At 32.1% G+C, this 25,828-nt stretch carries 32 protein-coding genes, 1 pseudogene and 1 other annotated feature; of the genes and pseudogenes, 1 reads left to right on the forward strand and 32 read right to left on the reverse strand.

The features are described from left to right. Positions 1 to 46: 46 nt before the first annotated feature. From rpsC to RWO76_RS07755, 22 genes are all read right to left on the reverse strand, one after another. Positions 47 to 709: a 30S ribosomal protein S3 gene (rpsC, locus tag RWO76_RS07650; protein WP_006703277.1), complete on the reverse strand. Its 663-nt coding sequence runs from the start codon at positions 707 to 709 to the stop codon at positions 47 to 49. Between the two features lie 3 nt (positions 710 to 712). Beyond that, positions 713 to 1,069: a 50S ribosomal protein L22 gene (gene rplV, locus RWO76_RS07655; RefSeq protein WP_006703275.1), complete on the reverse strand. Its 357-nt coding sequence runs from the start codon at positions 1,067 to 1,069 to the stop codon at positions 713 to 715. 19 nt (positions 1,070 to 1,088) lie between these two features. Further along, the gene (gene rpsS / locus RWO76_RS07660) at positions 1,089 to 1,370 is read right to left on the reverse strand and encodes a 30S ribosomal protein S19 (protein WP_006703273.1); all 282 of its coding nucleotides are present in this window, start codon (positions 1,368 to 1,370) and stop codon (positions 1,089 to 1,091) included. A gap of 51 nt (positions 1,371 to 1,421) precedes the next feature. Next, positions 1,422 to 2,252: a 50S ribosomal protein L2 gene (gene rplB / locus RWO76_RS07665; RefSeq protein ID WP_006703271.1), complete on the reverse strand. Its 831-nt coding sequence runs from the start codon at positions 2,250 to 2,252 to the stop codon at positions 1,422 to 1,424. Between the two features lie 40 nt (positions 2,253 to 2,292). Continuing rightward, complete coding sequence (gene rplW / locus RWO76_RS07670) at positions 2,293 to 2,583, reverse strand: 50S ribosomal protein L23 (RefSeq protein ID WP_006703269.1); 291 nt, start codon at positions 2,581 to 2,583, stop codon at positions 2,293 to 2,295. Then, positions 2,583 to 3,206: a 50S ribosomal protein L4 gene (rplD, locus tag RWO76_RS07675; protein WP_227932295.1), complete on the reverse strand. Its 624-nt coding sequence runs from the start codon at positions 3,204 to 3,206 to the stop codon at positions 2,583 to 2,585. The genes rplW and rplD overlap by 1 nt, the downstream gene beginning before the upstream one ends. 26 nt (positions 3,207 to 3,232) lie before the next feature. After that, positions 3,233 to 3,865, reverse strand: coding sequence for a 50S ribosomal protein L3 (rplC, locus tag RWO76_RS07680; RefSeq protein ID WP_006703267.1), 633 nt, complete (start codon positions 3,863 to 3,865; stop codon positions 3,233 to 3,235). A gap of 25 nt (positions 3,866 to 3,890) precedes the next feature. Further along, positions 3,891 to 4,199 carry a 30S ribosomal protein S10 gene (rpsJ, locus tag RWO76_RS07685; RefSeq protein ID WP_039849279.1) on the reverse strand — a complete coding sequence of 103 codons (309 nt, stop codon included), beginning with the start codon at positions 4,197 to 4,199 and terminating at the stop codon, positions 3,891 to 3,893. A 382-nt stretch (positions 4,200 to 4,581) separates the two neighbouring features. Then, positions 4,582 to 4,809, reverse strand: coding sequence for a hypothetical protein (locus RWO76_RS07690; RefSeq protein WP_314355064.1), 228 nt, complete (start codon positions 4,807 to 4,809; stop codon positions 4,582 to 4,584). A gap of 29 nt (positions 4,810 to 4,838) precedes the next feature. Then, positions 4,839 to 5,072, reverse strand: a complete 234-nt coding sequence (locus RWO76_RS07695; protein WP_314355065.1) for a hypothetical protein — start codon at positions 5,070 to 5,072, stop codon at positions 4,839 to 4,841. Positions 5,073 to 5,084: 12 nt separating this feature from the next. After that, the gene (locus RWO76_RS07700) at positions 5,085 to 5,276 is read right to left on the reverse strand and encodes a hypothetical protein (protein ID WP_314355066.1); all 192 of its coding nucleotides are present in this window, start codon (positions 5,274 to 5,276) and stop codon (positions 5,085 to 5,087) included. A 141-nt stretch (positions 5,277 to 5,417) separates the two neighbouring features. Further along, entirely contained in the window at positions 5,418 to 6,416 is a 999-nt protein-coding gene (locus RWO76_RS07705; RefSeq protein ID WP_314355067.1) for a 2-hydroxyacid dehydrogenase, read from the reverse strand. A 92-nt stretch (positions 6,417 to 6,508) separates the two neighbouring features. Beyond that, positions 6,509 to 7,546, reverse strand: coding sequence for an AEC family transporter (locus RWO76_RS07710; protein ID WP_314355068.1), 1,038 nt, complete (start codon positions 7,544 to 7,546; stop codon positions 6,509 to 6,511). Positions 7,547 to 7,716: 170 nt separating this feature from the next. Further along, positions 7,717 to 8,034 carry a hypothetical protein gene (locus RWO76_RS07715; protein WP_314355069.1) on the reverse strand — a complete coding sequence of 106 codons (318 nt, stop codon included), beginning with the start codon at positions 8,032 to 8,034 and terminating at the stop codon, positions 7,717 to 7,719. Positions 8,035 to 8,046: 12 nt separating this feature from the next. Then, positions 8,047 to 8,577 (reverse strand): NUDIX hydrolase, encoded by a 531-nt coding sequence (locus tag RWO76_RS07720; RefSeq protein ID WP_314355070.1) that lies wholly within the window; start codon positions 8,575 to 8,577, stop codon positions 8,047 to 8,049. A gap of 103 nt (positions 8,578 to 8,680) precedes the next feature. Further along, on the reverse strand, positions 8,681 to 9,943 hold the full coding sequence (locus RWO76_RS07725) for a nucleobase:cation symporter-2 family protein (protein ID WP_314355086.1): 1,263 nt from the start codon (positions 9,941 to 9,943) through the stop codon (positions 8,681 to 8,683). After that, positions 9,940 to 10,521 (reverse strand): xanthine phosphoribosyltransferase, encoded by a 582-nt coding sequence (locus RWO76_RS07730; protein WP_314355071.1) that lies wholly within the window; start codon positions 10,519 to 10,521, stop codon positions 9,940 to 9,942. The genes RWO76_RS07725 and RWO76_RS07730 overlap by 4 nt, the downstream gene beginning before the upstream one ends. 252 nt (positions 10,522 to 10,773) lie before the next feature. Next, the gene (rplL, locus tag RWO76_RS07735) at positions 10,774 to 11,142 is read right to left on the reverse strand and encodes a 50S ribosomal protein L7/L12 (RefSeq protein WP_006703256.1); all 369 of its coding nucleotides are present in this window, start codon (positions 11,140 to 11,142) and stop codon (positions 10,774 to 10,776) included. Between the two features lie 60 nt (positions 11,143 to 11,202). Continuing rightward, on the reverse strand, positions 11,203 to 11,706 hold the full coding sequence (gene rplJ, locus RWO76_RS07740) for a 50S ribosomal protein L10 (RefSeq protein WP_006703255.1): 504 nt from the start codon (positions 11,704 to 11,706) through the stop codon (positions 11,203 to 11,205). A gap of 28 nt (positions 11,707 to 11,734) precedes the next feature. Then, positions 11,735 to 11,854 (reverse strand) — a sequence feature (ribosomal protein L10 leader region). A 278-nt stretch (positions 11,855 to 12,132) separates the two neighbouring features. Continuing rightward, positions 12,133 to 12,993, reverse strand: coding sequence for a hypothetical protein (locus RWO76_RS07745; RefSeq protein ID WP_314355072.1), 861 nt, complete (start codon positions 12,991 to 12,993; stop codon positions 12,133 to 12,135). Next, on the reverse strand, positions 12,990 to 13,508 hold the full coding sequence (locus RWO76_RS07750) for an elongation factor G (protein WP_314355074.1): 519 nt from the start codon (positions 13,506 to 13,508) through the stop codon (positions 12,990 to 12,992). The genes RWO76_RS07745 and RWO76_RS07750 overlap by 4 nt, the downstream gene beginning before the upstream one ends. A gap of 151 nt (positions 13,509 to 13,659) precedes the next feature. Continuing rightward, positions 13,660 to 14,973 (reverse strand): ISLre2 family transposase, encoded by a 1,314-nt coding sequence (locus tag RWO76_RS07755; RefSeq protein WP_314355075.1) that lies wholly within the window; start codon positions 14,971 to 14,973, stop codon positions 13,660 to 13,662. Between the two features lie 355 nt (positions 14,974 to 15,328). On the opposite strand from RWO76_RS07755, the gene RWO76_RS07760 reads away from it, so the two are divergent. Next, the gene (locus tag RWO76_RS07760; protein ID WP_314355076.1) at positions 15,329 to 15,739 is read left to right on the forward strand and encodes a hypothetical protein; all 411 of its coding nucleotides are present in this window, start codon (positions 15,329 to 15,331) and stop codon (positions 15,737 to 15,739) included. A gap of 94 nt (positions 15,740 to 15,833) precedes the next feature. On the opposite strand, the gene RWO76_RS07765 is transcribed toward RWO76_RS07760, so the two are convergent. From RWO76_RS07765 to RWO76_RS07810, 10 genes and pseudogenes are all read right to left on the reverse strand, one after another. After that, on the reverse strand, positions 15,834 to 16,052 hold the full coding sequence (locus tag RWO76_RS07765; protein WP_314355077.1) for a hypothetical protein: 219 nt from the start codon (positions 16,050 to 16,052) through the stop codon (positions 15,834 to 15,836). A gap of 20 nt (positions 16,053 to 16,072) precedes the next feature. Continuing rightward, positions 16,073 to 17,782 (reverse strand): relaxase/mobilization nuclease domain-containing protein, encoded by a 1,710-nt coding sequence (locus tag RWO76_RS07770; RefSeq protein ID WP_314355078.1) that lies wholly within the window; start codon positions 17,780 to 17,782, stop codon positions 16,073 to 16,075. Between the two features lies 1 nt (position 17,783). Then, the gene (mobC, locus tag RWO76_RS07775) at positions 17,784 to 18,137 is read right to left on the reverse strand and encodes a plasmid mobilization relaxosome protein MobC (protein ID WP_399543191.1); all 354 of its coding nucleotides are present in this window, start codon (positions 18,135 to 18,137) and stop codon (positions 17,784 to 17,786) included. 279 nt (positions 18,138 to 18,416) lie between these two features. Next, the gene (locus RWO76_RS07780) at positions 18,417 to 18,698 is read right to left on the reverse strand and encodes a hypothetical protein (protein WP_314355080.1); all 282 of its coding nucleotides are present in this window, start codon (positions 18,696 to 18,698) and stop codon (positions 18,417 to 18,419) included. A 96-nt stretch (positions 18,699 to 18,794) separates the two neighbouring features. Beyond that, positions 18,795 to 20,309, reverse strand: a complete 1,515-nt coding sequence (locus RWO76_RS07785; protein WP_314355081.1) for an ArdC-like ssDNA-binding domain-containing protein — start codon at positions 20,307 to 20,309, stop codon at positions 18,795 to 18,797. 135 nt (positions 20,310 to 20,444) lie between these two features. Beyond that, complete coding sequence (locus RWO76_RS07790) at positions 20,445 to 21,584, reverse strand: hypothetical protein (protein WP_314355082.1); 1,140 nt, start codon at positions 21,582 to 21,584, stop codon at positions 20,445 to 20,447. Between the two features lie 10 nt (positions 21,585 to 21,594). Next, on the reverse strand, positions 21,595 to 23,115 hold the full coding sequence (locus RWO76_RS07795; RefSeq protein ID WP_314355083.1) for a DUF3991 domain-containing protein: 1,521 nt from the start codon (positions 23,113 to 23,115) through the stop codon (positions 21,595 to 21,597). Between the two features lie 75 nt (positions 23,116 to 23,190). Beyond that, a complete protein-coding gene (locus tag RWO76_RS07800) occupies positions 23,191 to 24,987 on the reverse strand; it encodes a VirD4-like conjugal transfer protein, CD1115 family (RefSeq protein WP_314355084.1) in 1,797 nt (598 codons plus the stop codon). A gap of 4 nt (positions 24,988 to 24,991) precedes the next feature. Next, positions 24,992 to 25,495, reverse strand: a complete 504-nt coding sequence (locus RWO76_RS07805) for a DUF3801 domain-containing protein (RefSeq protein ID WP_314355085.1) — start codon at positions 25,493 to 25,495, stop codon at positions 24,992 to 24,994. Between the two features lie 69 nt (positions 25,496 to 25,564). Continuing rightward, a pseudogene (locus RWO76_RS07810) lies at positions 25,565 to 25,828 on the reverse strand (hypothetical protein); the annotation flags it as partial.

Below are 25,828 nucleotides of genomic sequence, written 5' to 3' on the forward strand. Positions count from 1 at the left end.
CCACGGAATTCACGACGGTGTTTTACACGTTTTGGTACTAACATGTTTATTTCCCTCCTTTCTCAGAGTTGTTGTTCTTTCTTGTTGGTAATACTTCGTCACGGTAAATCCAAGTTTTAACACCTAATTTTCCGTAAGTAGTATCTGCTTCTTCCCAAGCGTAGTCAATATCTGCACGTAATGTGTGTAATGGAACTGTTCCTTCAGAATAGCTTTCTGAACGAGCGATATCTGCACCGTTTAAACGACCTGATACCATTGTTTTAATTCCTTTAGCACCTGCACGCATTGTACGTTGGATAGCTTGTTTTTGTGCACGACGGAAAGCAATACGACGTTCTAAGTCACGAGCAATTCCTTCAGCAACTAATTTTGCATCTAAATCAGGTTTTTTGATTTCCACGATGTTGATGTGTACTTTTTTACCTGTTAATTTATTTAAGTTTGTACGTAATTTATCAACTTCAGATCCACCTTTACCGATAACCATACCAGGTTTTGCAGTGTGGATTGAAACATTAACGCGGTTAGCTGCACGTTCAACTTCAATTGTTGAAACGCTAGCGTCGCTTAATTGTTTACGGATATAATCACGGATTTTTAAATCTTCATGCAAGAATTCTGCGAAATCTTTTTCTGCGTACCATTTTGAATCCCAATCACGGATGATTCCGACACGCATTCCAATTGGATGAATTTTTTGACCCACTGATTATCCCTCCTTCTTCTCTGATACCACTACAGTGATGTGGCTTGTGCGTTTTAAGATTTGTGAAGCTGAACCTTTAGCACGTGGACGGAAACGTTTCATTGTTGGTCCTTCGTTCACGTATGCTTCACTTACATATAAGTTTTCAACATCTAAGTCGAAATTGTGTTCAGCATTTGCAATTGCAGACATCAACACTTTCTCTACGATTGGTGAAGCTGCACGTGGTGTGAATTTCAAGATTGAAATTGCATCACCGATTTTTTTACCTCTAATTAGATCGACAACAAGACGAGCTTTACGAGGTGCAATACGAACTGTTTTAGCAACTGCTTTTGCAGATGTGATTTGTTCTGACATAGTTTAAGTCCTCCCCTCGTTATTTACGTTTACTCTTCTTATCATCATTTGCATGACCACGGTAAGTTCTTGTTGGTGCGAATTCACCTAGTTTGTGTCCTACCATGTCTTCTTGAATATAAACTGGAACATGTTTTCTGCCGTCATATACAGCAATTGTTTGTCCAACAAAGTTTGGGAAAATTGTTGAACGACGAGACCAAGTTTTGATCACTACTTTTTTGTCGCTTCCTTGAGCTGCTTCAACCTTTTTCATCAAATGTTCATCGACGAAAGGTCCTTTTTTCAAACTACGACCCATTATGGAAATCCTCCTTCCAAAATTTTAATAGAATCAGATTTATTTTAATAATTATTTTTTACGACCACGAACAATAAGTTTGTTTGAACGAGCTTTCTTGCTGCGAGTCTTGTATCCAAGAGCTGGTTTACCCCATGGAGATACTGGTGTTGGACGTCCGATTGGAGCACGACCTTCACCACCACCGTGTGGGTGATCGTTAGGGTTCATTACAGATCCACGAACTTCTGGACGTTTACGTTTCCAACGAGCACGACCAGCTTTACCAATGTTAATTAATTCATGTTGTTCGTTACCAACAGTACCGATTGTTGCACGGCAAGTTGCTAAAATCATACGAACTTCACCTGAGTTCAAACGAACTAAAGTGTATTTACCTTCTTGACCAAGTACTTGTGCACTTGTACCAGCTGAACGAACTAATTGTCCGCCTTTACCTGGTTTTGTTTCAATGTTGTGGATAACAGTACCGACTGGAATGCTTCCTAATGGTAATGCATTACCAACTTTGATATCAGCGTTAACGCCTGATTCGATACGTTGTCCTACTTGTAAACCTTTTGGAGCAATAATATATGCTTTCACACCATCAACATAGTGAATTAAAGCAATGTTTGCTGAACGGTTTGGATCGTACTCGATTGAGTGAACAACTCCTTCAACGTTATCTTTGTTACGTTTGAAGTCAATCACACGATAAGCACGTTTGTGTCCGCCACCTTGGTGACGTACAGTGATTTTACCTTGGCTGTTACGACCAGCGTTGTTTTTTGATGATTCTAACAAAGTTTTTTCTGGTGTTGACTTTGTAATTTCGCTGAAATCATAACCTGTCATATTACGACGGCCGTTTGAGGTTGGATTATATTTTTTAATCGCCACGTCTAATTCCTCCTATATAATAGTAGTTTTGCTTCGAAGATTATGCTTCTTCAGCGAAGATTTGAATATCTTTTGAGTCTTTTGTAAGCTTCACGATTGCTTTACGACGTTTGTTTGTGTAACCAGCATAGCGGCCAACACGTTTGAATTTAGCACGTACATTTAAGATGTTAACTTTTTCTACTTTAACACCAAAAATTTCTTCTACGGCTTGACGTACTTCAATTTTGTTTGCGCGTACGTCTACTTCGAAAGTATATTTCTTTTCGTCAGTAGCAAGCATTGAAGCTTCAGTAATGATTGGGCGTTTGATTACGTCACGTGCATCCATTATTGAAGTCCCTCCTCTACTTTAGAAAGAGCAGCTTGTGTTAATACTAATTTATCGTTGTTTACAACATCTAAAACAGTAACTTGTGTTTCATCAACAACTGTTACGTTTGGAATGTTACGTGCAGCTAATTGTGCGAATTCGTTTGAAGATTCAACAACTACTAACACTTTTGTGTCAACTTTTAAGTTAGCTAATACTTGTGCAAACTCTTTTGTTTTTGGTGCGTCGAATTGTAATGCTTCCACTACAACAAGCTTTTGATCTAATACTTTTTGTGATAATACTGATTTAATCGCTAAGCGACGTACTTTTCTTGGTAATTTGTAACTATATGAACGAGGTGTTGGTCCGAATACAATACCTCCGCCACGCCATTGTGGTGAACGGATTGATCCTTGACGAGCACGACCAGTTCCTTTTTGGCGCCATGGTTTACGGCCGCCTCCGCTTACTGCACTACGGTTTTTAACTGCGTGAGTTCCTTGACGTAATGAAGCGCGTTGCATGATTACTGCGTCGAATACTACATTTTCATTTGGTTCAATTCCGAAGATGTCTGAGTTTAACTCAATTTCTCCATTTGTTGTTCCATCTTGTTTGTATAATGTAACTTTTGTCATTCTCTCGTTCCTCCTTCCTTACTGAATTATTTTGATTTAATAGCTGTTTTAATTTCTACTAATGATTTTTTAGATCCTGGTACATTACCTTTGATTAAGATAACGTTGCGTTCTGCATCAACTTTAACCACTTCAAGATTTTGAATAGTGATACGGTTGCCACCCATTTGTCCAGGTAAAGCTTTACCTTTGAATACGCGTGATGGGAATGATGCTCCACCCATTGAACCAGGACGACGGTGGTAACGAGAACCGTGAGCCATTGGTCCACGAGATTGACCATGACGTTTAATCGCACCTTGGAAACCTTTTCCTTTAGATGTTCCTGTTACGTCAACGATGTCACCTGCTTTAAATACATCCACAGTGATTTCTTGTCCTACTTCGTACTCGCTAAGCTCGACATTGTTGAATTCACGAATGAAGCGCTTAGGAGTAGCATTTGCTTTTGCTACATGACCTTTTGCAGGACGATTTGATAAAACTTCACGTAAGTCGTCGAAACCTAATTGAACAGCTTCATAACCGTCGTTTTCGATTGTTTTTAATTGAAGAACAACGTTTGGAGTTACTTCTACAACTGTTACAGGAATAAGTTCACCTGCTTCTGTAAAGTATTGAGTCATCCCTACTTTTTTGCCTAAGATTCCTTTGGTCATGGTTACACCTCCATTTTTCTATAAATTATAATTTGATTTCGATGTCAACGCCACTTGGTAAATCAAGTTTCATTAAGGCATCAACAGTTTTTGGTGTTGGATTGACAATGTCAATCAAACGTTTGTGAGTACGCATTTCAAATTGTTCGCGAGAATCTTTGTATTTGTGAGTCGCACGAATAACTGTATATAGCGATCTTTCTGTAGGCAATGGAATTGGACCAGCTACGCTAGCACCAGTTCTTTTTGCTGTTTCTACGATTTTTTCCGCTGATTGATCAAGCGCACGGTGTTCGTAAGCTTTCAAACGGATACGGATTTTTTGTTTTGCCATTTTCTTTCCTCCTTCGTCTAATGTTGTCATAAGACTAGCTCCACGCGAATTTCCGACGTTTCCCTTTCGTGGCAAAGCGTCCGGGTGTGTCGCAACCTCTCGTTTCATAGCTACCCCTGTTTCCTTTACAGGGGGTATCGCACGTGGGCATACTTATCCCCCTGCGACACTTTTAATAGTATACATGCTAATTTATAAAAATGCAAGCTTTTTTTGTTGATTTATCAATCTTTTTTTATACAAACGCCGCCGTGTGTTTCATTTTTATTCAAAAATAGCTAGAAACATTATTATATCAACGTTTCTAGCTGTTTAGTTTTAAGTCTTAAAATTCTTGAAAACCAATACAATTTTTTCTCTCAAAAATTTATTTTAAAAAATTTTATTTTTCTTCTTTTTCTAAAATAGCTGTTACTACGAATAAAAATAAAATTGTGACTAGCGAAATGGAGTAAGGATAATTAAATTCTTCTCCAAATGAATGTTTAAAGTACAATACATTAAATAATTTAATCAAAATAGGTATTACATTTATAATAATTGCTGCCGTCCAGATTCTTCTTCCTGTAATATCTACTCTTCTTTCTTTACCATTCCCATCTTTTCTCATTGTTATCCTCCTTAAACTTCTAGCATTTTTTAACTTTCACTTTTCTCTTTCTCAATATTAGCTGTCACGAAGAATAAAAAGAAAGTCGGAAACAGTGACATAAAATAAGTAACATTAAATTCTTCTCCAAACGAATGTTTAAAATAAAACACATTAAACAGTTTAATCAGAATTAGGATTACATTGATAATGAGTACCGCTGCCCAAATTGTTCTCCCTGTAATATTCACTTGTTTTTCTTTTCCATTCTCATCTTTTCTCATTGTTATTCCTCCCTACACTTCTTCTGATATAACGCCTAATAGGATCGGAATGAAGAGTACAAACTTTTCTCCCGTTACGTATTCTATGACTGATTCTCCACCAACGAATACTTTTACCATTAATATCGTTAACACTGCAACATAAAACCAGAATAAGTTTTTAAATATTTTTTTCATTTTGTTATTTTCTTTTACTTCTGTCATCCCAATCACTTCCTTTACGTTTTTACATGTTTAGTATATCTAATTCTTCCCTTATCGTTTAGTGCCTAAAGTCACTACTTACCATGACTAAAGTCATTAAAAAAACACTCTAAGCTTTCGCCTAGAGTGTTTCTTTTCAAATTAACCTTGGATATCAAATTTACATTGACCTGTTTCTTCATATTCTTTAATATTTTCGAAACTTGTTTCAATCATGTTTAATACTGCTTCATCTGTATAGCTTCCCATATGTGGAGTAATTAGTACACGAGGATATAAATCTACTAATTTTGCAACTGCAGGATCTGCGATTTTTTGACCTTGTAAGTCTTTAAAGAATACTGCACTTTCTCCTTCTAATACGTCTAAACCTACACCTGATAAGTGACCAGATTCAACCGCTTCGATAATAGCGTCAACATCTTGTAACTCACCACGAGCTGTGTTTACTAAGATAGCACCTTTTTTCATTTTGCTAATAAATTCTTTTGTAATAACTTTTCCATTCGCTGGAATATATGGCGCATGAATACTAATCACATCTGAATTTGCTAATAACTCATCTAAAGATACTTGAGTACAAATATCGTCTACTCCTTCTTTAGGGAACGCATCATAAGCTAAAACTTTTGCACCTAATCCTTTGAACAATCTTGCAGTTGTTAAACCGATACGGCCAATCCCTACTACACCTACTGTACAATTGCGGATTTCTTTCGCAAACATTTGTGCATCTACACGGAAATCTTGTTTGCTTGTTTTTGAAACTGTGTATGCAACATTTCTTAATAATGCCATAGCTAATGTCACTGCTAATTCACTAATCGCATTTGGTGAATAGAATGGTACATATCCTAATTTAAATCCTAATTCACGTGCGTAAGCTGCATCAATGTGGTTTACCCCTACTGTACGAGTAATTACATATTTAACGCCTAACTCTTTATAAATATCTAAATTTTCTTTATTTGCCCAGCAATTTCCACGTAAAATAACTGCTTGACACCCTTCTGCTAATCGTGCTGTTTCTTCTGAATTTAAATATTCAGGTGTTGTTACTAATTCATAACCAAATTTTGCATTTACTGATTCAAAAATTGGTTTTTCTACATCACGAACTCCGTATGCTAATACTTTCACGTTTATTCCTCCAATATCGAAATGGAAAAGTATCCCCTCTTGCACGGTTCTACTTTTCCATTCCTAAAAATATTTATTTAATTGAACCTAGATTATAGACCTTTTAAAATAACTGAACCTACTACAATCCAGAATACTACTGCCGCAACACTTAATACTGTTGCTAATAATGACGCATTACTTGCTAAAATTGCTTCACGATCATATTTAATCGCATAAGCTACTGCTACTGTTGCAGGTGGTGTTGCAAGCATAATAATAATTCCCATTGCAGCTTCATAACCCATTGGTAAGAATGGACGTACCGCAAAAATAATTGCTACAAATATAGCTGGAACTACTAATAATTTAATGACACTGTAGAACCATACTGCACGTTCTTTCACAGCGTCTCCTAAAGAAATATTTCCTAATGTAATACCGATTGCTAACCAAGCTAATGGTGAACTTAAATCAGCCAAATAAGAAATAGCTTTGAATAACCATGGAGCTGTTTTATCGATACGTAAGAAAGCTACCATAACTTCTTTATCTTTATCCATTACAGCAACTTGTGGTAATGAACCTTGGAATACCCAAATTAATAAACCAGCAAAAGTTGCAATTACGATAATATTTCCAAAAATTAATTTTAAGTTTTTCTTCTCGAATTTCATACCACTCATACGAATTAATCCATATGAATATAAGAATACACGATAAGCTAAGTTGAAAATATTCGCATATAATGTACCAGTCGCTCCTAGTAATCCGTTAATAATTGGAATACCGAAGAATGTTGTTGAACCGAATGTTGTTAAAACAGAAAGAGTCGTTTTACGATCCCCTTTCTCTTTCATGAAGAACAATTCTCCTAAACCAATTAAAATAACATATGCAATAAAACCAAAGATAAATACATTTAGACCTGTTGTAAATGTTTCTTGTTTGATATCTTGCATAAATGCTTTAAACGCTAACGCAGGAATCGCAACCGTTAAAACTAAGTTACTAATAACTTTCCCACTATTTGCATCAACAATTCCTTTTTTACGGATAATATATCCGACTAAAATAATAGAAATTGTTGAAAAGATTGCTGCCACAAATGTTGGCGCTGTTAAAACTTTTAGAATTTCAGCTGATGACATCTAAAAATTAACCCCTTTTCTATTGATATTTTTATGTACTCTTGCACATACCCCAGTATTTTACCATATTTTTCATTTTATTTGCAAAATATTTTCTTGTTATGAAAACATTAATTCGTTATGAAAAAACATTTCATTCAGATGATAAATTCGTATATCAAACTTCACTTCTATTTCTCTGTACAAATTCGAATTTCTGGTTGTTCAGAAGACACCTTTAACAGCACTGCTAACAAATCCGCACTACTCGTGACAGCTATTGCTTGATTTCCCCATTCTACAAAATAATATTGATGAGCATTTAGCGGTTCTACCTCAAACACTCTTGCAACTAATTTTCCTAATGGAGAAAAGCTCTTTTTCACTTCACTTAAATGACCCTCTTGCAACGCTTCTAATATTCCTTTAAATTCATCTGATGGCAACTTTATTTGATTTGCATTCAATACATGCGTCAATATTTTGAAAGCATAATAGGATCGATTCACTTCTCTCGCCTCCTATTGATTTTCCTCTAACCATTGTTTAGCTACTTTCAAAATCGGCAATTCACGATTCGTTAATAATCTTCCCAGTTTTTTGTCTGTTTGTGTTTCATAAAGTTTCACCGCTTCTTCATATCCAAGCATTAATACCTTCATTTGAAGATCATTTTTTTCATAATCTATTAATTCTTGTTCACCACGACTCTTCATTTTACACAAATAATAATGGTTAATATTATGACGATTTACTGCGTGATAGTAGTCACTTACAATCCCGATTTTACATAACAGTTCACTCTCAATCCCTAATTCTTCTTTTACTTCTCTTACTACCGCTTCTTCAGCATTTTCATTTTCTTCTAAACCTCCACCGGCAGTTTCGATATAAGTTCCTAGTCCGAATAAATCATCTCTAGTAATTTGAACAAAATAAAAGCAGTCTTCATCATCCACAACAATTGCTCTTGCACAATGACGGTCCTTCTGTTCGCCTGTTCTTTCCCATTCCTTATCTTCTAATTCTAAATAAAATTGTAAATCTTTCATGTATCTTCCTCCAATCGCACTCACTATTATATCTCTTTTTTTCTGAAACACAAAAAAGAGAAGATCCGTTAGACCTTCTCTCATACATTCAAAATAAGTTCCTCTAATTTTTCTTTCGATTTAATACAGTATTTAAGAAAATTGCTACGACACTCGCTACTACAATCCCATTTGAGAAAAACATTTGAACTGCAGTTGGCATGCTAATAAATAAATTACTATTATTAAATCCCACTCCCATACTAATGGAAATCGCTGCGATTAAGAAGTTATGTTCATTATTAACAAAATCGACTGTTGATAATACTTGCATCCCTTGAAGCGATACAAAACCAAACATCACAACCATCGCTCCCCCAATAACAGGACTAGGAATAATTTGCGCTAACGCTCCAAACTTCGGCAATAAACCTAAAATAATTAAAAAGATTGCAGCGTAGTAGATTGGAAGACGATTTTTTACTCCAGAAATTTTTACTAATCCAACATTTTGAGAAAATCCTGTGTATGGAAATGTATTAAACAACCCACCAAGTAACACTGCCATCCCTTCAGCACGAAGCCCATTACGAAGACGAGTTGCATCAATTGTTTCACCAGTAATATTTGATAAAGCCATATAAACTCCAGTAGACTCCACCATTGAAACTGTGGCAATAATACACATCATTGCAATAGATGACAATTCAAAAGTAGGCATTCCAAAATAAAATACAGACGGAACATGAACAACAGCTGCTTGCTGTACCGGTGAAAAATCAACTAAGCCCATACTTGCTGCAACAACTGTTCCAACAATCAGCCCAATTAAAATCGAAATCGATTTGATAAATCCTTTTGTAAAAATATTAATCAAAAGAATAATAACAACTGTAATAATTGAAAGTAATAAACTTTGCGCAGTTGGCTCTGGAGAATTATTTCCCATATTTCCAATCGCTACTGGTATTAATGTTAATCCAATTGTTGTAATAACAGAACCCGTCACAATCGAAGGGAAATAGTTCGCTAATTTAGAAAATATTCCCGAAACTAAAATGACATAAATCCCTGAAATGATTAAAGCACCAAACATCGCTCCACTACCATGACTCTTACCGATCATAATTAAAGGCGCCACCGATTGAAACGCTACCCCCAACACAATCGGAAGACCTACACCAAAGTGTTTGTTTAATTGAAGTTGTAACAATGTAGCAACTCCACACATGAAAATATCTGTAGAAATCAAATACGTTAATTGTTCACTAGAATATCCTAAAGCTGTAGCAATCATTAGAGGAACAAGAATAGAACCTGAATACATTGCTAATAAATGTTGTAACCCTAAAACTGCTGCTTGCGAGTGCTTTTGTTGTTGCATTATAAATCTGCCTCCTTAAAAATAACATTCCCATTTTCAAAACGTTCAATACGAGCTAATGATAATACTGGATAGCCAGCCCCTTCTATCAATCCACGACCATCTTGGAATGATTTTTCAATGACAATTCCTACCGCTTCTACTTTAGCACCTGCTTGTTCAATGATTTCAATCAAACCTTTAGCAGCTTGACCATTTGCTAAGAAGTCATCAATAATCAATACTTTATCTTCCGTAGAAAGATATTTACCGGCAATAGATACCGTATTACTTACTTTTTTAGTAAAGGAATATACTTCAGCAGTTAGCACTCCTTCATTCATCGTAATATTTTTAGATTTCTTTGCAAAAATCATTGGAACATCTAGTTTGTCAGCTACATAAACCGCCGGAGCAATACCAGACGCTTCAATCGTGACAACTTTTGTAATTCCCGCATTCGCAAATTGTTCTGCAAAAACTTCTCCAATTTTATGCATCAGACGAATATCCACTTGGTGAGTTAAAAAGGAATCCACTTTAAGAATATTCTCACCTAAAACATGACCATCTTTCAAAATACGTTCTTCTAGTAATTTCATAAGTCCTCCTATAGCCAAAATAGTTTTCTTACTTCCTCACAACAGTTCACCCCAAACAAAAAGCATACATTTCTTTTACCACCTGTTCGGAATATATGTATTTTAATACTAAACGTTTATAAAATCAATAGTTTTCATTATGAAATTTCAATCAAAAACGAACAATAGTGATAGACCTTAATAAAAATATTCATTTTTAGGCAACAAAAAAGGCCGGACATAATCGTCCGACCTCTAAATAGTCATTAAAAATTATTTTAATGTTACAGAAGCTCCAACTTCTTCTAATTGAGCTTTTAATGCTTCTGCTTCTTCTTTAGCAACGCCTTCTTTTAAGATTCCAGGTGCGCCATCAACTAAAGCTTTAGCTTCTTTTAATCCTAAACCAGTAGCTTCACGAACAACTTTAATTACTTTAATTTTGTTGTCGCCTGCAGATGTTAATTCTACATCGAAGTCTGATTTTTCTTCAGCAGCTTCACCAGCGCCACCAGCTACTACAGCTACAGGAGCTGCTGCTGTTACGCCAAATTCTTCTTCGATTGCTTTTACTAAGTCGTTTAATTCTAATACAGTTGCTTCTTTAATGTCAGCAATGATTTGTTCAATGTTTAATGCCATTTTAAAATTCCTCCATTTTGGTTAATTAATTTTTATTATTTTTTGATTAGCTAGCTAGCCTTAAGCAGCTGCGCCATCTTTTTGATCTGCAACGGCTTTGAATGCCAATGCAGTGTTGCGAACTGGTGCTTGTAATACTGATAATAGCATTGATAGTAAGCCTTCGCGGTTTGGTAATTTTGCAAGAGCTTCGATTTCTTCTTTAGAAGAAACTTTACCTTCGATTACACCTGCTTTAATTTCTAAAGCTTCAACTTTTTTAGCAAAGTCAGCTAAGATTTTAGCAGGAGCTACTACGTCATCGTTACTGAAAGCTACAGCTGATGGTCCTTTGAAAATGTCATCCATTCCTTCTAAACCAGCTTCTTTAGCTGCACGTGATAAGATGCTGTTTTTTACAACTGCAAATTGTACACCTGCGTTACGTAATTCTGTACGTAAGTTTGTTGCTTGTTCTACTGTAATTCCTAAATAATCCACAACTACAACAGATGTTGCGTTTTTGAATTGTTCAGCAACTTCAGAAACTTGTTGCGCTTTTTTAGCAATAATTGCTTCACTCATCTTCGTGTTTCACCTCCTGAATTTTAGGTAGGGCATAAAAAAACTCTATGCCCACAAAGACATAGAGAAATAAGATCAACTTGTTCTCCCTCGGTAGGATATTAAGGCTAACGCCCCCTACTGTCTTCGGTCGCATTCAACTAGAAAATAGTTTACAGGAACCAAAAGCCCTTGTCAACTATTTTTTTGCAATTGTGTGTGTCTAAAAATTAGTTAGCCTGTAAGAATGGAAATAATTTTGTGATTTAAACTAATTAATCACAGTTATATTTTACTACATTTTTGTATAAAACTCAATGTTTTTGTTATAAAACCAGCTGTTTTGGACTGTTAAATTTCAAAGATGAAAATCACTTTTTACGAATGACGTAAAGTTATTTTTTAAATTGTTCTGGATTGTCTCAAAATCTACTGCCGTATTTCATTTTATTTTTTGTCATCGACATATTCCAAATACACTTCCAATCTTTCCATCTTTTCTTCTGTATGTTCAATCGTTTCACGATACAATGCTTCTCCAGACTCCCATTTTTCTAACAAAATAATACGTTCTTTGCCGTCTGGCATATGAACTACTATATTTTCATTTCCTTTTTTGCTGATTCTAATCTCAGTTTTAAGATTATTTTCTTCAACATACTGTTGAAAAGGCATTTTTATAAATTCTGTATGAGGTGTTTTTCCTTTGATAAACTTAGTATCTACAATCTTATAAGAGCCTTGAATTAATTCTTCTAGTTGTTCTGGAAATTTTGAAATAGATGAAATATCTAATGATTTACTTGTGTTGAATATAAATTTAACATTTTTAAATCTATTCAATCCTTTTTCTTTTGTAAAAAATCCCTCAACTTGATTTTCTTCTAATTTCTTAATGAATTCTTTATCTCTAGTTGCCGAACGGACACCTAAATTCAAAACTTTGCCAATTTTGTAATTTGAATAATCCGCATCCGAACGTAATCTCTCGTATCTAATTAGCTTATTTTCTTCAATCGGTTGATTAGATATTAATTCATGAAGTTGTTCAACATGCAACTTATCTTCATCTGTTAATTCATGATACATTCCCTTACCATCTCTATCCCACAAAAGCAGTGGATAGAATTGAGTTTCATCTGTAATAAATTGCGAGTAATCGCAGAGTATATCATAACAACCTATTGTATACTCGTATAATCTATCTTGTAATTCTTTTGGCAATTTTCTGACGTCTGTTTTAACTGAGGTTGTTGGGTTATTCTCTATATTCATAATATCGTACACTTCTTTATTATATTTAATCATTTTAAAAATTCGACATTATTTTTTATCCACTCTAAACGATTTAGTCTTCCGGCTGGAATTTCTTCATTTTTTGTAGAAATAAATTTCATTTCCATTTTTGTTCCGTCGATAGAAATTTTTAAAAATCGTTTTTCTTGATTTCCGTCGGCGTCATAATGCCAACTAATTTCTCCAACAACTTTTTCTGGGTGCTCGATTAACCACTTGTTCAATTCTTTTTTTTTGTAAATATTGAAAAATGTTAGAAAATTCATTTCCAATTTAATATTAGAAATATAGTATTCCGTTTGAGCTAATGAGATTAACATTAGTTCGTACGGAGTGAATAGATCGTTCATCATTTTAGATACTCTTAAGGAACGCATGGTTTCAAGTGGCGTATCGCCATTTTTAAATTTCATCCAATTATTTGGAGGGAATTTAATACCCCTCTTTCTATAAAAATCTTGTTCGTAAGTATAATATTTATTCACATTTTCTAAAATTAATGCTGTTAAATCGTTGTATATAATCATGTTTTTTCTCCTTTTCCCCTCGTTTAACTTACATGTATATAATACATTATACACAGGTGTAAGTCAAGTGGTTTTAGAAAAAAAGTTAAAATTTTTTCAAAAAAAATAAAAAAAACTACCAGCCCTCTTAGTTCATTAACTTTTATAAAGTTTAAAATTGTTTTTTTAACCCGTTATGCTGGTTAATGAATCTTACACTTGAAATTTCAGATTTATTCTTAGGTTCATTTAAAAAATAACTGACTGGCAATAGGTATTTTAATTGCATTTTTTGGTACTCTTTTCTCCACTTTCCCATAAATAAAGACTGTAGTTCATCGTTTTTAGAATCTATTATCATTTTCGCCATTGCTTCCGCACCTGTTTTTGACCAATTCATTTTTCTATTCTTCATACGGTTCGTTATTTTACAATGTTGCGATTCCATGATTCCGATACAAGTTTCATCAATTCCTCTTAATTTTGCTTCTTTTGTAAATGCAAAATTGTTCAACAATTTCTTTTTAAATAAAAGGATTTGATTTAAATAGGCTTCATCTAAAACTAGTGATTCTATAGTTTCTAAAACTAATGCTGTTTGCTTTTTATCGTGTGCTTGTATGGATTCTTTAAGTAAAATCACTAATTCTTTCGTTTCAAAACGATTAAATAGTAAATCTATTTCAGCATACAAATGATATTTGTCCCAAAAATGTTCGTGATGTATTTTAAATACTTTAGAAATTTCATGAAATACATATGCTGTATAACCATGCCCCATATCACTATTAGAAATTAAACAACTTTCTTTTTTAAACGTATAATGCTGATCAATATAATGGATTAATTTTTCTCTCGCCTCACTGTTTTTTAATGAAATAAATTCTTTCTTATTAATCAATTTATATCTTCCACCATAATCAATCTCTTTTCCTTCATGAACAACAAAATGAGTTAAATCTGTTCTTAGATTTTCGCCCGATTTCGTTTTTATCATTACACCATCGCCTTCAATATAAAGTGTTTCGATTTCTTTCTTCTCTGCAGCAATTTCTTCTTGATAATATTCATAATCTTCTTTTTCTTCATATAATTTTTGAGCCAATTGTACGGATTTTAGAACAGTATCCTTTGTAATATAAACACCTTTTAACAATCTTATTGTTTCCACTACTTCTCTATAACTCATTTTTGTGGATAAATTGGCGACTTGATATAGAAAACCATTCGAAAACCTTGACTTTTTCTCAAGATTTAAATAAAGATCTAACGGATAAATATATTCATTATTTTTCTTATAACATTTTCTATAAAGAGTCATTTCGCCAAATGGAAAAATGACTGTCCTCTTTGCGGTCTTAACATATTTCCAATTCATCGCTTGATACTGCATTTGTAAACTGTGTTCTATTTTATTTATTTCTTCAAAAAAGACTTTTTCAAATTCATCTCTAACTTTTTTTTCAAACTCAAATTCGTCAAACATTTTTTTCTCCTTGATTATGACTTCATATTTGAGTATATAAATTTATCTTTTAATTGCACAATTTATTTTTTGTTTTCCTATATTTTTTGAGAATGAAAAGTTCAATCGACTTTTCGCCTTGAAGGCAAAAAGTAATTTTTTCCGTCACAAGTGACGGATTATAATTTGCTGAAGAAATTATCAATTCCATTGTGTGAGATAAATTTCATTGATGAATTTTTACAACTTGCTTCAGAAGAAAGTGTAGAATTTATTTGCAAAAATTTTAAAACTTTTTCCAAAACTACTTGACTTACACCCATGTATAATGTATTATATACATGTAAGGTGAATCAGCTAGAAAGAGGGGATTAAAATGGCATATAATTATTATAGAAAAAGACACTATCATTTATCTGACACAAAAAAACGTCAATATACTGAACAGATGAGAGAATTAGAATCTTACTTTGATTCATTGGAAGATTGGTCAATTTCTTCTCATTTGGATTCAGCTTATAAATTTTATCCAACTTTTGAATTACGATTATCTAATCATTCAGCCGATAATCAATATCATAATTTAATGGATTCACCAATAGTTATTGTAAACGTAAAATGTTCAAAATTGGATTTTGTAGATATTATTGAAAGTAAAGTTGAATCAATTGTTCAATTTGTTGAAACGTTAGAAATTGAAAAATATAGATTCATCAATATTGTTGGCGAGAAAGTTAATTGTTTTTACAAAGGCTATAAAACAAAGAAAGATATTTTTGAAATTTAAATAAAAAAATCTGCTTAAAATACCATCAACTAACAGAACGATTTTGAATACTGGAACATATCCCTTCATAAGTGAAAGGATATGTTCCTCAGTTTTAAATTTTTTTAACAGATTCTACAATTTCTTTAAAAAATGATTGTATTCCAATTGATTCAATGTGTTTTTTTAGACTTTCGGCTTCTTCTAATGTTGCACATGAAGCGATTGGTTCGTACTTATATACATTATTTTTATCTTTCCTTGAATCTTTTGTCATAATTTTTAATTCACTCGTATTGTTAATTGTATCTGATACTATTACAAATAAATCCATTTTTCATACCCCCTTCCTTATTATAAGCATTTATGATTTTTATTTTCTTCAACTTCATACTGATGAGAAACGTATTTAATCTTTTTATATTCTTCAATATCTTTTAATGTTTCTTTAAATTCAGCCTGTAATAAACCTCTTGTTTCTTGATAGCTTTCAATTTTTTCAATCAAACTATCGTATGTTGTATTTTTTCCTAAGCCATTTTCTAATAAACGATTTTGAATATCATCATTAGTTAAATTATTTTTTTCAAGTAACAATAACTCTTTTGCAATATTTGTCAAATCGCCAATTTTATTATCTAATTCTTTTAAAGTATTATATGCTTCTTCAGATGTTTTTTGTAATTTTCTTTCAAGATTCTTTAGTTGATTTCCGTCATAAATTTCATTTTTCGCAAGAAAATTAATAGCGTCCACAATGTCATTTAATCGTTCAATTACAGGTTCTCTATACAGAGCTTTACTGCCATTATTAATAGTAATTTGTTTCATCAAAATATCTGCTGGAATATATTTATTGCTTTCAGGATTATTAGTACTTGTATAAAAAAAATAATCTTTCGTTTTAAGATAAAGATAACAACCATTTTCAATAGGATCTATTTTAAAAGCAGGAATAAAAACTTGTCCTCTATCGTGTACTCCAAAATCTAAATCAATATAATAGCCTTTTTCTGTTTTGTGGCTAATTTGCCAATCACTAATTTTAATTTGATAATCATAACTATCTACTTTAACTGAAATATTTTCTATATATAATTTTTTTACCGATTCTTTCGAATACACTAAATCATTCTCTTTCAATTTTTCTTCAATGTATTGCTTACTATATTTTTTCGGTTGATTTTTATCTAAAGTTCTTCCTCTAGTGAATCTTATTTGAGGTTCATCTAACAACTTAAAACGTGAATGTTTTTGATTAAAATCCACTTTTAAATCTAATGCTTCTGCTTTGTCAATAAAATCATCAAGGTCTTTAGAATGTTCGATTAGAAAATCAATCCGACTTTTGATTTTACTCTTATAAATATTTTCTACTTGCCATTGCGTGTATTTTTTTCTATTTAACTTAGGTTCTTTGTCAATTATTTTTGCTCCATATTTAGAAGCATGTTTATCTGAAATTTTTTCAAATGTATCTTTACTCAAGTCTTTCGTCACACCATTTTTTTGAGTAACAATTTTCCATGGAAAAGATTTTCCTGTCAAGAAATTAGTAGAGTTCATTATAATATGATTATGTAAATGTTCTTTATCAACATGTGTAGCAATGATATATTCATATTCGCCGTTGGTAAAATCGTCCATTACTTTCCTTCCAATTTCATGAACTTGTTCAGGTGTTAAATTATCTTCAGGTGAGAATGATTGGATTAAGTGATGAGCAAGAACAGACTTTCCACCTTTAAAATTCTCTTCCATTAATTTTTTATTTAAAACCATTTGTCCTGTTGTAGGATCAAATTCAAGTTTTGTTCCTCTTCTTCTAATTGCCATTTCCTTAGTCGTATAAAACTCTTCAATCGCATTATATACATTAATAATGTGATAACCAGATACTAATTGTTTGGAAATTGTTTTATCATCATTCGTCACATATGGAAATAATTGTTCTAAATGAGAATCTACAGAACTGACTAATGTCTTTTCTGCATTCTCTATATATCGTTTCGCAATCCTTAAATTATTTTCACTACGAATAGTAAAATGTTTCGTGTATACCATTTTATTTTCCTTCTTTATAAATTTCTTTTTTTAATTTATTGGTTACTAAAATTTCAACTTTTTGGATAGTTTCAAGTAACTCCTCAATATCTTCTTGAGAGATTTCTTCAAACTGATTAGCAAGTTTAACTACTTGATTGATATTATTTCCGATTTTATTAATTTCCCATTTCAATTCTTTTAACTGACTATAATCTACATAATGAATTTCTCCAGTTAACAACATATGCCTTGCATAATTTTGAAAATTGTCATACGGACTACTTTTGATCTTTAAATTTAAAAATTCATTTTCTTTTTCTGTCAAACAGACTTCTCTTCTTTTCTGTCTTGTTCTATTTGTTCTATCGCTCATTTTAATCTAAAGAGAAAAATGTATTTTTCTCTTATATCTCCTTTTCTAAAAAATTGAAATGCAGCTTTCTACCTGAGTGTCATCTATCTCTTTTCGCTTATTGCAAGCATAGTAAAAGTCCGGACTTTTACGAATTTTATAAAGAACCGTCACTCGTTTGAATGACGATTCTTTATAATTTTTGGGGAAATCCCCAATCCCCTACTTAAGAAAAAACAAAATTTTTCTTTGCCACTTTTTTTAAAAAGTGTTTTTTATTTTCTAATCTAAAAATATTTTTCAAGATATTTCCTCCATTGAAAAATCATCTTTTAATTTAATTTCTTGAAAAACATTTCTTAAAAATTGAATATATTCTTCTTGATTCATTCTGCGAATTTCTTTTAATCCTTCTTTATACATTTCAACATCTAACCCTTCGATTTGATGAATTTGGATATACTGTATCAAGTCATTTATTTCTTCAGCTAGCGTTCCTCTTTTGATTGGTTGATCTAAATCATCAATCGTTAAAATCATCATTGCTGTTCTGATTGCTTTTTCGTAATTTGTTTTTTCCATTTTATTCTTCGTCTCCTTGTTCATTTCTATTTCGTCTTCCTCTTCGAACTGCGTTTTCATTACGTTTCGTTAAACTTTGTTCATGAGGATTTTCTTCTACTTTTTTACACTAACTACCTCATTCACATTATCTTTTTTAGGAATTTGATTTAATTGTTGTTGAGCTAAATTTAATCGTTCTGTAAATTTATTTGTTTGTTGTTCAATAGTATTTTCTTTAATGATGAGTTGTTGAGATATTTCTTTATCAATTTTTACAATCATTTCTCTTGCAGTACTCGTAATTCTCTTTAATGAATTTTCAAATTCCGAAATCCTATCTCCTCTATCTGTCCAAGATGATAGATATCCAAAACTGTAATCTGAAGTATCGACACCGTAATTTTTACAAACAATATAAGCAACACTTTCTGCTTCAAATTCTTTTTGTTCTCTTGAAATAAGTTCTGAATTTTTTTGATGAAGAATTGAATGAACTACTTCATGAATTTCGGTTTTTAATGTTTGATATTGATTCATGCCTTTACGAATGACGATGGAATGAGTATCAGGATTATAAAATCCTTTTACTCCTTCACGAGAAATTTCTTGTAAAGAAATTAGTGCTGTTGTACATTTTTTTATTGCATTAAAAATCGAAAGAAAATGTTTTGGTTCTTTAAAATTTTCGGTAAGTTCATAAATTGGTTTAGGAAGTTCTCTTCCTTGAGTTTGACTAACATCAAATACTGGTGCAAAATACCACTTTTCAATTTTTCCAGTTGGAATTTTTAATCCATTATCGTCTTTTAAAAAATTACCATCTTTATCTTTTTGGTATTCAAATATAGGTGAATAAATGCGAATCGCTTTTGTTCCTTTTTTTGGAAACCGTCCTCTCTTTTTCCATTCACCAGCAGACGCAACCATTGTTGCTGTTGGTAATTGAGCAAGTAATAATCGCATATTTTTTTGAGAATAATTATTCATCGTTTTTAAAAAAGATAAAAAGTTTTTGTAAGTTTCGCTATCAAGATATGTTTCAATTCCTTTTTCTAAGTGTTCTTTTACAAATGTGTAATCTTTATTTGCAAGGGCTGTTTGTAAATCTATTTCTTCATTTACACTTTTTGTTTGTTTTATTTCTTCATTAACTTTTTCTCTGCTTTGTTGTAATTGTTTAATTTTCTCAATTCCTTCAGGGAATAACGCTACTGTTGAATATAAATAATCTTTACTACTCTTATCATAACTTTCTACTGAAAGTACATACTTTTCAAATCTTTCCTTAATTTCTTCAGAATGAATTTTTATATAGTTTGCTTGTTCATCTGGAATTTTATTTTGATTCAATATCCGAACTGATTGTACTGGAACAAATAATGATTTTTGAAAATCTAAACCCGGTTTAACAAAATGAGGACTAGTAGTCTTAAATGGTGTTTCAAAATAACTATCTATCGAACGTTTAGTACCAATCTTCGATCTCAATGGTATATACCAATTTTCTTCTTCGTTATATAATCCTACATAACTTCTATTATGTTTATCTAAAATTTCTTCACTTCCTGTACTAGCAACAAGCTCTGACAGAAAATCATCGTCAATTCTAACAAGTTTATAATTTGACATTTTCTTTTAACTCCTTTATAATAAATTCAGAAAGTCGTACAAGCAGAACACGCTTCGAGTTGTTCCGTAGAGAAGGCGACTTTCTTTTTTTATACTCTTTTTAACAGAGTTGTTTCCTTGATTCATCAAGTTTTTTTATATCCGCTTTTCTTTTCCTTCAAAAAGGAATTCTTCTCTTTCTTCCTTTGGCACTTCCCAAAGTTCTTCAATAAGTTCTTTTGTTACTTCAATTTCGATATTCTCTAACATATAAGCAGTTTCTATATCAACAAAAAAACTATTCCTAATATCATCTACATTTTCATTTACATAATTTTCTGGACTTTCCTTAAAAGTTAGTTCACGATCATAAACAAAACATTCTACAAATTCCTCATTTTTATCATAAATCGCAATTTCTTCTAAACTACCTCTGTAATAAGCTGTTACTGTATGTTCTAAAAAATAATCAATGTTTTCAATTTTTTCTTCTATATCTTTTAGATAATACAATTCCCACACATCGCCTTGAAAATATCCCCTACCAGTGTAGGAATAAACTTCTTTCCCTAACGGTTCTAAAAGACCATTAATTTCAAAAAATGTTTGTTCTTTGTTTGTTTCAATCTTTTCTACCCAATAATCCTGATAGGTCATCTCAGATTCGTCATATTTGCCCTCTACGGCATTTTTGAAGAGGTCAGGGTAATAATCCGTTAGATACTCAATAAGCACTTCCTCGTTGCTTTCTGACCGCCCATAATCGCTTATAAACTCCTCGCTCCATTCAAGATGAGGGTCAACGAATCCATTTGGTTCTATTACTGCAATAGATTGATTGATAGGATCATACGCTACAACTTCATTATCATTTCTTTTCTCATAAAAGGTACGTTTACGTATTCTTTCTTCTAAATCAGGGACAGGATATTTTAATTCATGTAACTCTTTACTATTCTTCTGCAGTTCAATAAAATTTTCTCTTGTGATTTCAATAGGTTCAGCTAATATTTCTTCTTCAGTCATTTGATACCCAAAAAAATATTTTGCAACTTTAGCGAAATCTTCAAAATCCATATGCCGTATAGCTTCTGTTACAAATATATTTTGAAACATTGCCCAATCATTTTCCTTTGCACGAAAAGTTAAATGTTCTCCCGCTTCCGCCATTAAGTCCATCAGATATTGAGGTTCTAATTTAATAATTTCAGCTATCACATCAGTAGAAAACCCAACATTGATAGCCGATTCTTCTTCTATTTCATTTTTTAAATTTTTTATCCACTGTTCTTCCATTTTAACTCTCCTAAATTGTTCTTTTTTGACTAATTTCTATTTCAGATTCTCTTTTATATTGAGTTGTTGCTTGAGCAACACGCTCATAAAACTTATTTTGAGTTGATTGTTTTGCTTGTTGTAACACTTGATTCCAATCAGATTTTATTTCTCCTAATTTCAATTTAGGTAAATGTGGTATTACAGGAAATTTATCGAAATTAAAATTTTCAATAAATTGTTTGCCCCAATTATCGTTATCTACCGCAAGAATAAATTTAAAATTATTAGTTTCATTTATATATTTTTGAACATGATCCAACGCTTTAATTCTCAATGCTTCATTGTTTGCATTAGGAAAAACTATTTCTGAAAACGTTGTCGAAATACTTTCTTTTCTCAATCCATTCATCGAAAGTAAAATACAATCCCCCATTTTATCTTTGAATATTTCGTAATAACTCATTAAATCAATTGGGGCTTCGAACACAATAATCTTCAGTGGATTTTCACTACTTCTCGCTCCTGAAATAAGTGGAGGATTTCCAATCATTACCTTAGTTCCGAAATACCCGTCCCCTAAAGTACGTTTTACATACTCTCTCTCTCCATTTTCTTCATGTTTCGTAATTCCTTGTATAGCTACACCTTTTATATTTCCATCTTTATCACGGTTTTTAAACACTAATACAGGTTCATATTGATTCGTATTTGGATTTTTATAATCTGCTTGTGCAATGATTCCATTTTTATAAAAGAAATCTACAGTATCAGAATCTAATTTTCGTTCATTCACTAAATATTGTTTTACTAAATCAATATTGTCGTGATCTTTTAAGTAATAATGGAATTCTCGTTGTTTAGAACCTTCCTTATACTCTTTAATTTCTCCTTCTTTTAAAAATTTGAGTGCTTCCATAAAGTTACACTCTTTCATCAATTGCACCAATTTAATACAATCCCCACCAAAACCTCTTGAGTTCCAATAGAATGTATTTTTTCGTGTATCAAAGACAAAACTATCATGTTCTTTCCATTTATAGCTTCTTCCAATCTTTATTAAATCCATACCTAAAGATTCTGCTACGCTTAAAATATCCTTTTTCTTCATTTCTGCAAGCAATGCTTTTCTTTCGAAATGATTCATTGGTTTAGGTTTTTCTGAGTTGTTTTTTTGTTCTAATCCATCGAACGAAACGCTATTAAGTAGTATTTTTTGAAACTTATCTTCTTTCTCAAGTTTAAGTTCTTCTTCTAAACGTACCATTTTTTCTAATGCTGTAAGTTCATTAATAAACTGGTATCCTTTTCCTTTGGGAATCTGTAAACTTCTATCAATTGCTTCATAAATGGTTATTCTATCCTGAAGATTAAAATAGAATTCATGATGAATGTTTTTATCGAGTAGAACTAAATTACATACCCCTGTTTGATTGATTTCTTCTTGAAAAGAATAGAGTTTTTTCGCAATTTCTTTGTAAGAATAGCCTTTTCCAATTTCAAGTATTTTATTAAGTTCAGATTGCGAACTTCCTTTAAATAGTATTTCCATCTTTATTCTCCTTTCTTACTTTTCGCCTTCAGGGCAAAAAGTATATTAAAAAAGACTAGAAATAAATTCCTAGTCTTACTCTATAAATCCAATGTCTTCAAAGTTTACATTGTCTTCCATTTCTTCAATTTCATTCTTGTAACGTTTATATCTATACCATCGTTCATGTGTATAGTCATCTGCTAATTCTTTAGCACGTTTATGGTTAAACGCTAGTGCTTTTTTATCTCTAAATACGTGTTCTTTAGTGACAAATACTAAACATTCATCTCCACCCAATCTTCCAATTTCGTCAGGTGTTAATAAATCTCTTGCCATTTTATTGTGGCTTTCACTACCACCATTGCGATTTTTAGATTTTGTACGGTTTCTAATATTGATTGTTTGTTTTCCTATCCTTTTTGATAAATATTCAGTAGTATCTTTTTCATCTCCACCTAAAAATAGTAATGTGGCACAGTTGTTCACTAAAGAAGCCCAATCATCTTTATACATTGCTTTTAATTGTGCTAACGCTTGAAGAACAATCACTATCCCCATATTTCTACTTCTAAATGTAGCTAAAGCTTTATCAATGTTAGGAATCCGTCCTATATTCGCAAATTCATCTATAAAAAATTGAAAGAATAGTAACTCCTTTCCTTTTTCTAACTGCACATTTCCTGTCAAGATATTATCAATTTTATACCTTAATGTTTCCATAACTGTCGAAATAAAAATGGACGCTAGAAAATTATAAGCACTGTTCGTTTCTGGAATCGCAATGAATACAGCTGTTTTTTCATCAAGCCAGCTTTCAATATCCATGGTATCTCTTGTAACTAAATCAGTTACATCTTGATGATCAAAAACAGAATATCTTGCGGCAGCTATCGCTGTAACACTTGCTCTCGTTTCTCCATCAAAACTTTGTTCGAACAATTGCCATTGTTTGGTAGCATAATTTCCTGGAATCTTCTTTTCTAACTCTTCAAACCAACTATCAATTGGTGGCTTTGACTTTTTGTTGGGTGCTTTTGCTAGCCGTACCATGTCAGCTATCATTGATAGATTAGCTTTGTATCCATTTAACCGACTGTCAAACCAAAGAAAAGCAATCATAGAACGTATAAAAATGGCTTCTGCATGTATCCAGAAATCTTCTCCTGTTTTATCAGATTTCTTTGTTCCTTCTGTAATTTGTTCTAAAACTCTATCAACGTCTGTTTCTTTTTTGATATAGTCAAATACATTAAATTGATCACTATTCATCAATGTGTTAAGGTCGAATATTTTTATTTTATATCCATTATCTTCGAGCATTTGACCTGTTTCATGTACAAGTAGTCCTTTTGGATCTGTACAAAGAAATGAACCCGCCATCTGCATGATATTAGGCTTAATAAATCCTAATGTTTTTGAAGAACCAGGATCTCCAATAACGCAAACGTGTTTGTTTCTTTGAACATTATGCGGTAATCGTTTATTCCACAATCCCATTTTTACGTTTTCAGAAATAATCATATTCTTATCGTCATCTGTATCAGCGTATTTTTCCATTTCTTTTTTTGTGGAATATCTTGCTGAACCATATTCTTCATTTAAACGATAAATGCCTTTATCATTGTTGTAGGTATATCCCATTAAACATGCTAGAAAAGCAAATAGTCCTCCAAGAAATGAATAAGGATAGAATCTGAAAATATACATATAAAACGTTCTAAGGTATACTAGATAAGTTTCTTCTTGATATAACAATATATTCAAACTATCATTTGTTTGTTTTTGATAACTCATTATAAAATTTAGAAAATTAAATGTTATTAAACCTAAAATTAATCCAGTTATAAGATAAGGCTTAATTTTCTTTTCATATGGACGAGTTACTTCCATTCTTCTATCTTCCTTTCCGTTTAATACTCTTTCCGACTTCGATTTTTTTATTCAAAAGCGTATTTTTATGCAATTGCTTGTAAGTCATGTCTAACTTTTCTTTAAATGTTTGACTATCTCTCTTGAGAATATATTTTGTAATATCAATTTTCTTTGTAATAATATCTTTGAAGATTTTTTGGCAAGCTAATTCTGTAACTTTTCTATCTTTAGAACGAACGTATAACTCCGTTCCGTTTTCAATAGGTTTGAACGCAAATGTTATATTATATTCTTTGAACACTTCTCTAAACTTCTCTAAATTAACTTTTTCATTTAAAGGAATAGCTTGAGCATATGGATTTCTACTAAGAAATTTATTTACGTCCACTTCGCCTTCTAGTGGTGTCATCTTATGAAACCACTCTACCAACTGTTCTCCTGATAGTCTTGATAGAAAAAATAGTATTCTTTTCACAGTCACAACAGAATCTGTTGTTGATTTTTGTACAATTTCTTTTTGATCCATTTTCTACCTCCTCAATTTTCGCCCTGAAGGAAAAAAGTAAAAAAGGTTAGAATACTCTAACCTTTTCCGTTATTGATTTAAATGATTAGTCGTTGGTTCTTCAGTTAATTTTGAAATATCTAATTCAGGTAAAGCTTCTGTTGTTGTTGCTTCTCCTGTAGCGTACTTCACTTCTTTTCCATCTACTACTTTAGTTTTCATAGCCAATTGTTTTTCATCTTCAGATAGTTCTTCTGAAGGTGTTCCTGGTTGTACGCTTGGTGTTGTATCATCTGAAGGTGTTCCTGGTTGTACGCTTGGTGTTGTATCACCTGAAGGTGTTCCTGGTTGTAC

The organism is uncultured Granulicatella sp. (assembly GCF_963521425.1).
In the GTDB taxonomy this organism is placed as follows: domain Bacteria; phylum Bacillota; class Bacilli; order Lactobacillales; family Aerococcaceae; genus Granulicatella.

Bases quoted from the DNA above. Each gene is read 5' to 3' on its own strand.
- RWO76_RS07710 (WP_314355068.1), bottom strand. From the start codon at position 7,546: ATGTCATCAGCTGAAATTCTAAAAGTTTTAACAGCGCCAACATTTGTG.
- RWO76_RS07760 (WP_314355076.1), top strand. From the start codon at position 15,329: ATGGCATATAATTATTATAGAAAAAGACACTATCATTTATCTGACACA.
- RWO76_RS07805 (WP_314355085.1), bottom strand. From the start codon at position 25,495: ATGGATCAAAAAGAAATTGTACAAAAATCAACAACAGATTCTGTTGTG.
- RWO76_RS07700 (WP_314355066.1), bottom strand. From the start codon at position 5,276: ATGACAGAAGTAAAAGAAAATAACAAAATGAAAAAAATATTTAAAAAC.
- RWO76_RS07770 (WP_314355078.1), bottom strand. From the start codon at position 17,782: ATGGTATACACGAAACATTTTACTATTCGTAGTGAAAATAATTTAAGG.
- RWO76_RS07750 (WP_314355074.1), bottom strand. From the start codon at position 13,508: ATGATTATATACAACGATTTAACAGCATTAATTTTAGAAAATGTGAAT.
- rpsJ (WP_039849279.1), bottom strand. From the start codon at position 4,199: ATGGCAAAACAAAAAATCCGTATCCGTTTGAAAGCTTACGAACACCGT.
- RWO76_RS07720 (WP_314355070.1), bottom strand. From the start codon at position 8,577: ATGAAAGATTTACAATTTTATTTAGAATTAGAAGATAAGGAATGGGAA.
- RWO76_RS07765 (WP_314355077.1), bottom strand. From the start codon at position 16,052: ATGGATTTATTTGTAATAGTATCAGATACAATTAACAATACGAGTGAA.
- RWO76_RS07755 (WP_314355075.1), bottom strand. From the start codon at position 14,973: ATGTTTGACGAATTTGAGTTTGAAAAAAAAGTTAGAGATGAATTTGAA.
- RWO76_RS07730 (WP_314355071.1), bottom strand. From the start codon at position 10,521: ATGAAATTACTAGAAGAACGTATTTTGAAAGATGGTCATGTTTTAGGT.
- rplD (WP_227932295.1), bottom strand. From the start codon at position 3,206: ATGACAAAAGTTACATTATACAAACAAGATGGAACAACAAATGGAGAA.
- RWO76_RS07695 (WP_314355065.1), bottom strand. From the start codon at position 5,072: ATGAGAAAAGATGAGAATGGAAAAGAAAAACAAGTGAATATTACAGGG.
- rpsS (WP_006703273.1), bottom strand. From the start codon at position 1,370: ATGGGTCGTAGTTTGAAAAAAGGACCTTTCGTCGATGAACATTTGATG.
- mobC (WP_399543191.1), bottom strand. From the start codon at position 18,137: ATGAGCGATAGAACAAATAGAACAAGACAGAAAAGAAGAGAAGTCTGT.
- rplL (WP_006703256.1), bottom strand. From the start codon at position 11,142: ATGGCATTAAACATTGAACAAATCATTGCTGACATTAAAGAAGCAACT.
- RWO76_RS07800 (WP_314355084.1), bottom strand. From the start codon at position 24,987: ATGGAAGTAACTCGTCCATATGAAAAGAAAATTAAGCCTTATCTTATA.
- RWO76_RS07745 (WP_314355072.1), bottom strand. From the start codon at position 12,993: ATGATTAAATATAATAAAGAAGTGTACGATATTATGAATATAGAGAAT.
- rplJ (WP_006703255.1), bottom strand. From the start codon at position 11,706: ATGAGTGAAGCAATTATTGCTAAAAAAGCGCAACAAGTTTCTGAAGTT.
- RWO76_RS07785 (WP_314355081.1), bottom strand. From the start codon at position 20,309: ATGTCAAATTATAAACTTGTTAGAATTGACGATGATTTTCTGTCAGAG.
- RWO76_RS07795 (WP_314355083.1), bottom strand. From the start codon at position 23,115: ATGGAAATACTATTTAAAGGAAGTTCGCAATCTGAACTTAATAAAATA.
- RWO76_RS07790 (WP_314355082.1), bottom strand. From the start codon at position 21,584: ATGGAAGAACAGTGGATAAAAAATTTAAAAAATGAAATAGAAGAAGAA.
- RWO76_RS07690 (WP_314355064.1), bottom strand. From the start codon at position 4,809: ATGAGAAAAGATGGGAATGGTAAAGAAAGAAGAGTAGATATTACAGGA.
- RWO76_RS07780 (WP_314355080.1), bottom strand. From the start codon at position 18,698: ATGGAAAAAACAAATTACGAAAAAGCAATCAGAACAGCAATGATGATT.
- rplW (WP_006703269.1), bottom strand. From the start codon at position 2,583: ATGGATGCACGTGACGTAATCAAACGCCCAATCATTACTGAAGCTTCA.
- rplC (WP_006703267.1), bottom strand. From the start codon at position 3,865: ATGACCAAAGGAATCTTAGGCAAAAAAGTAGGGATGACTCAATACTTT.
- rplV (WP_006703275.1), bottom strand. From the start codon at position 1,069: ATGTCAGAACAAATCACATCTGCAAAAGCAGTTGCTAAAACAGTTCGT.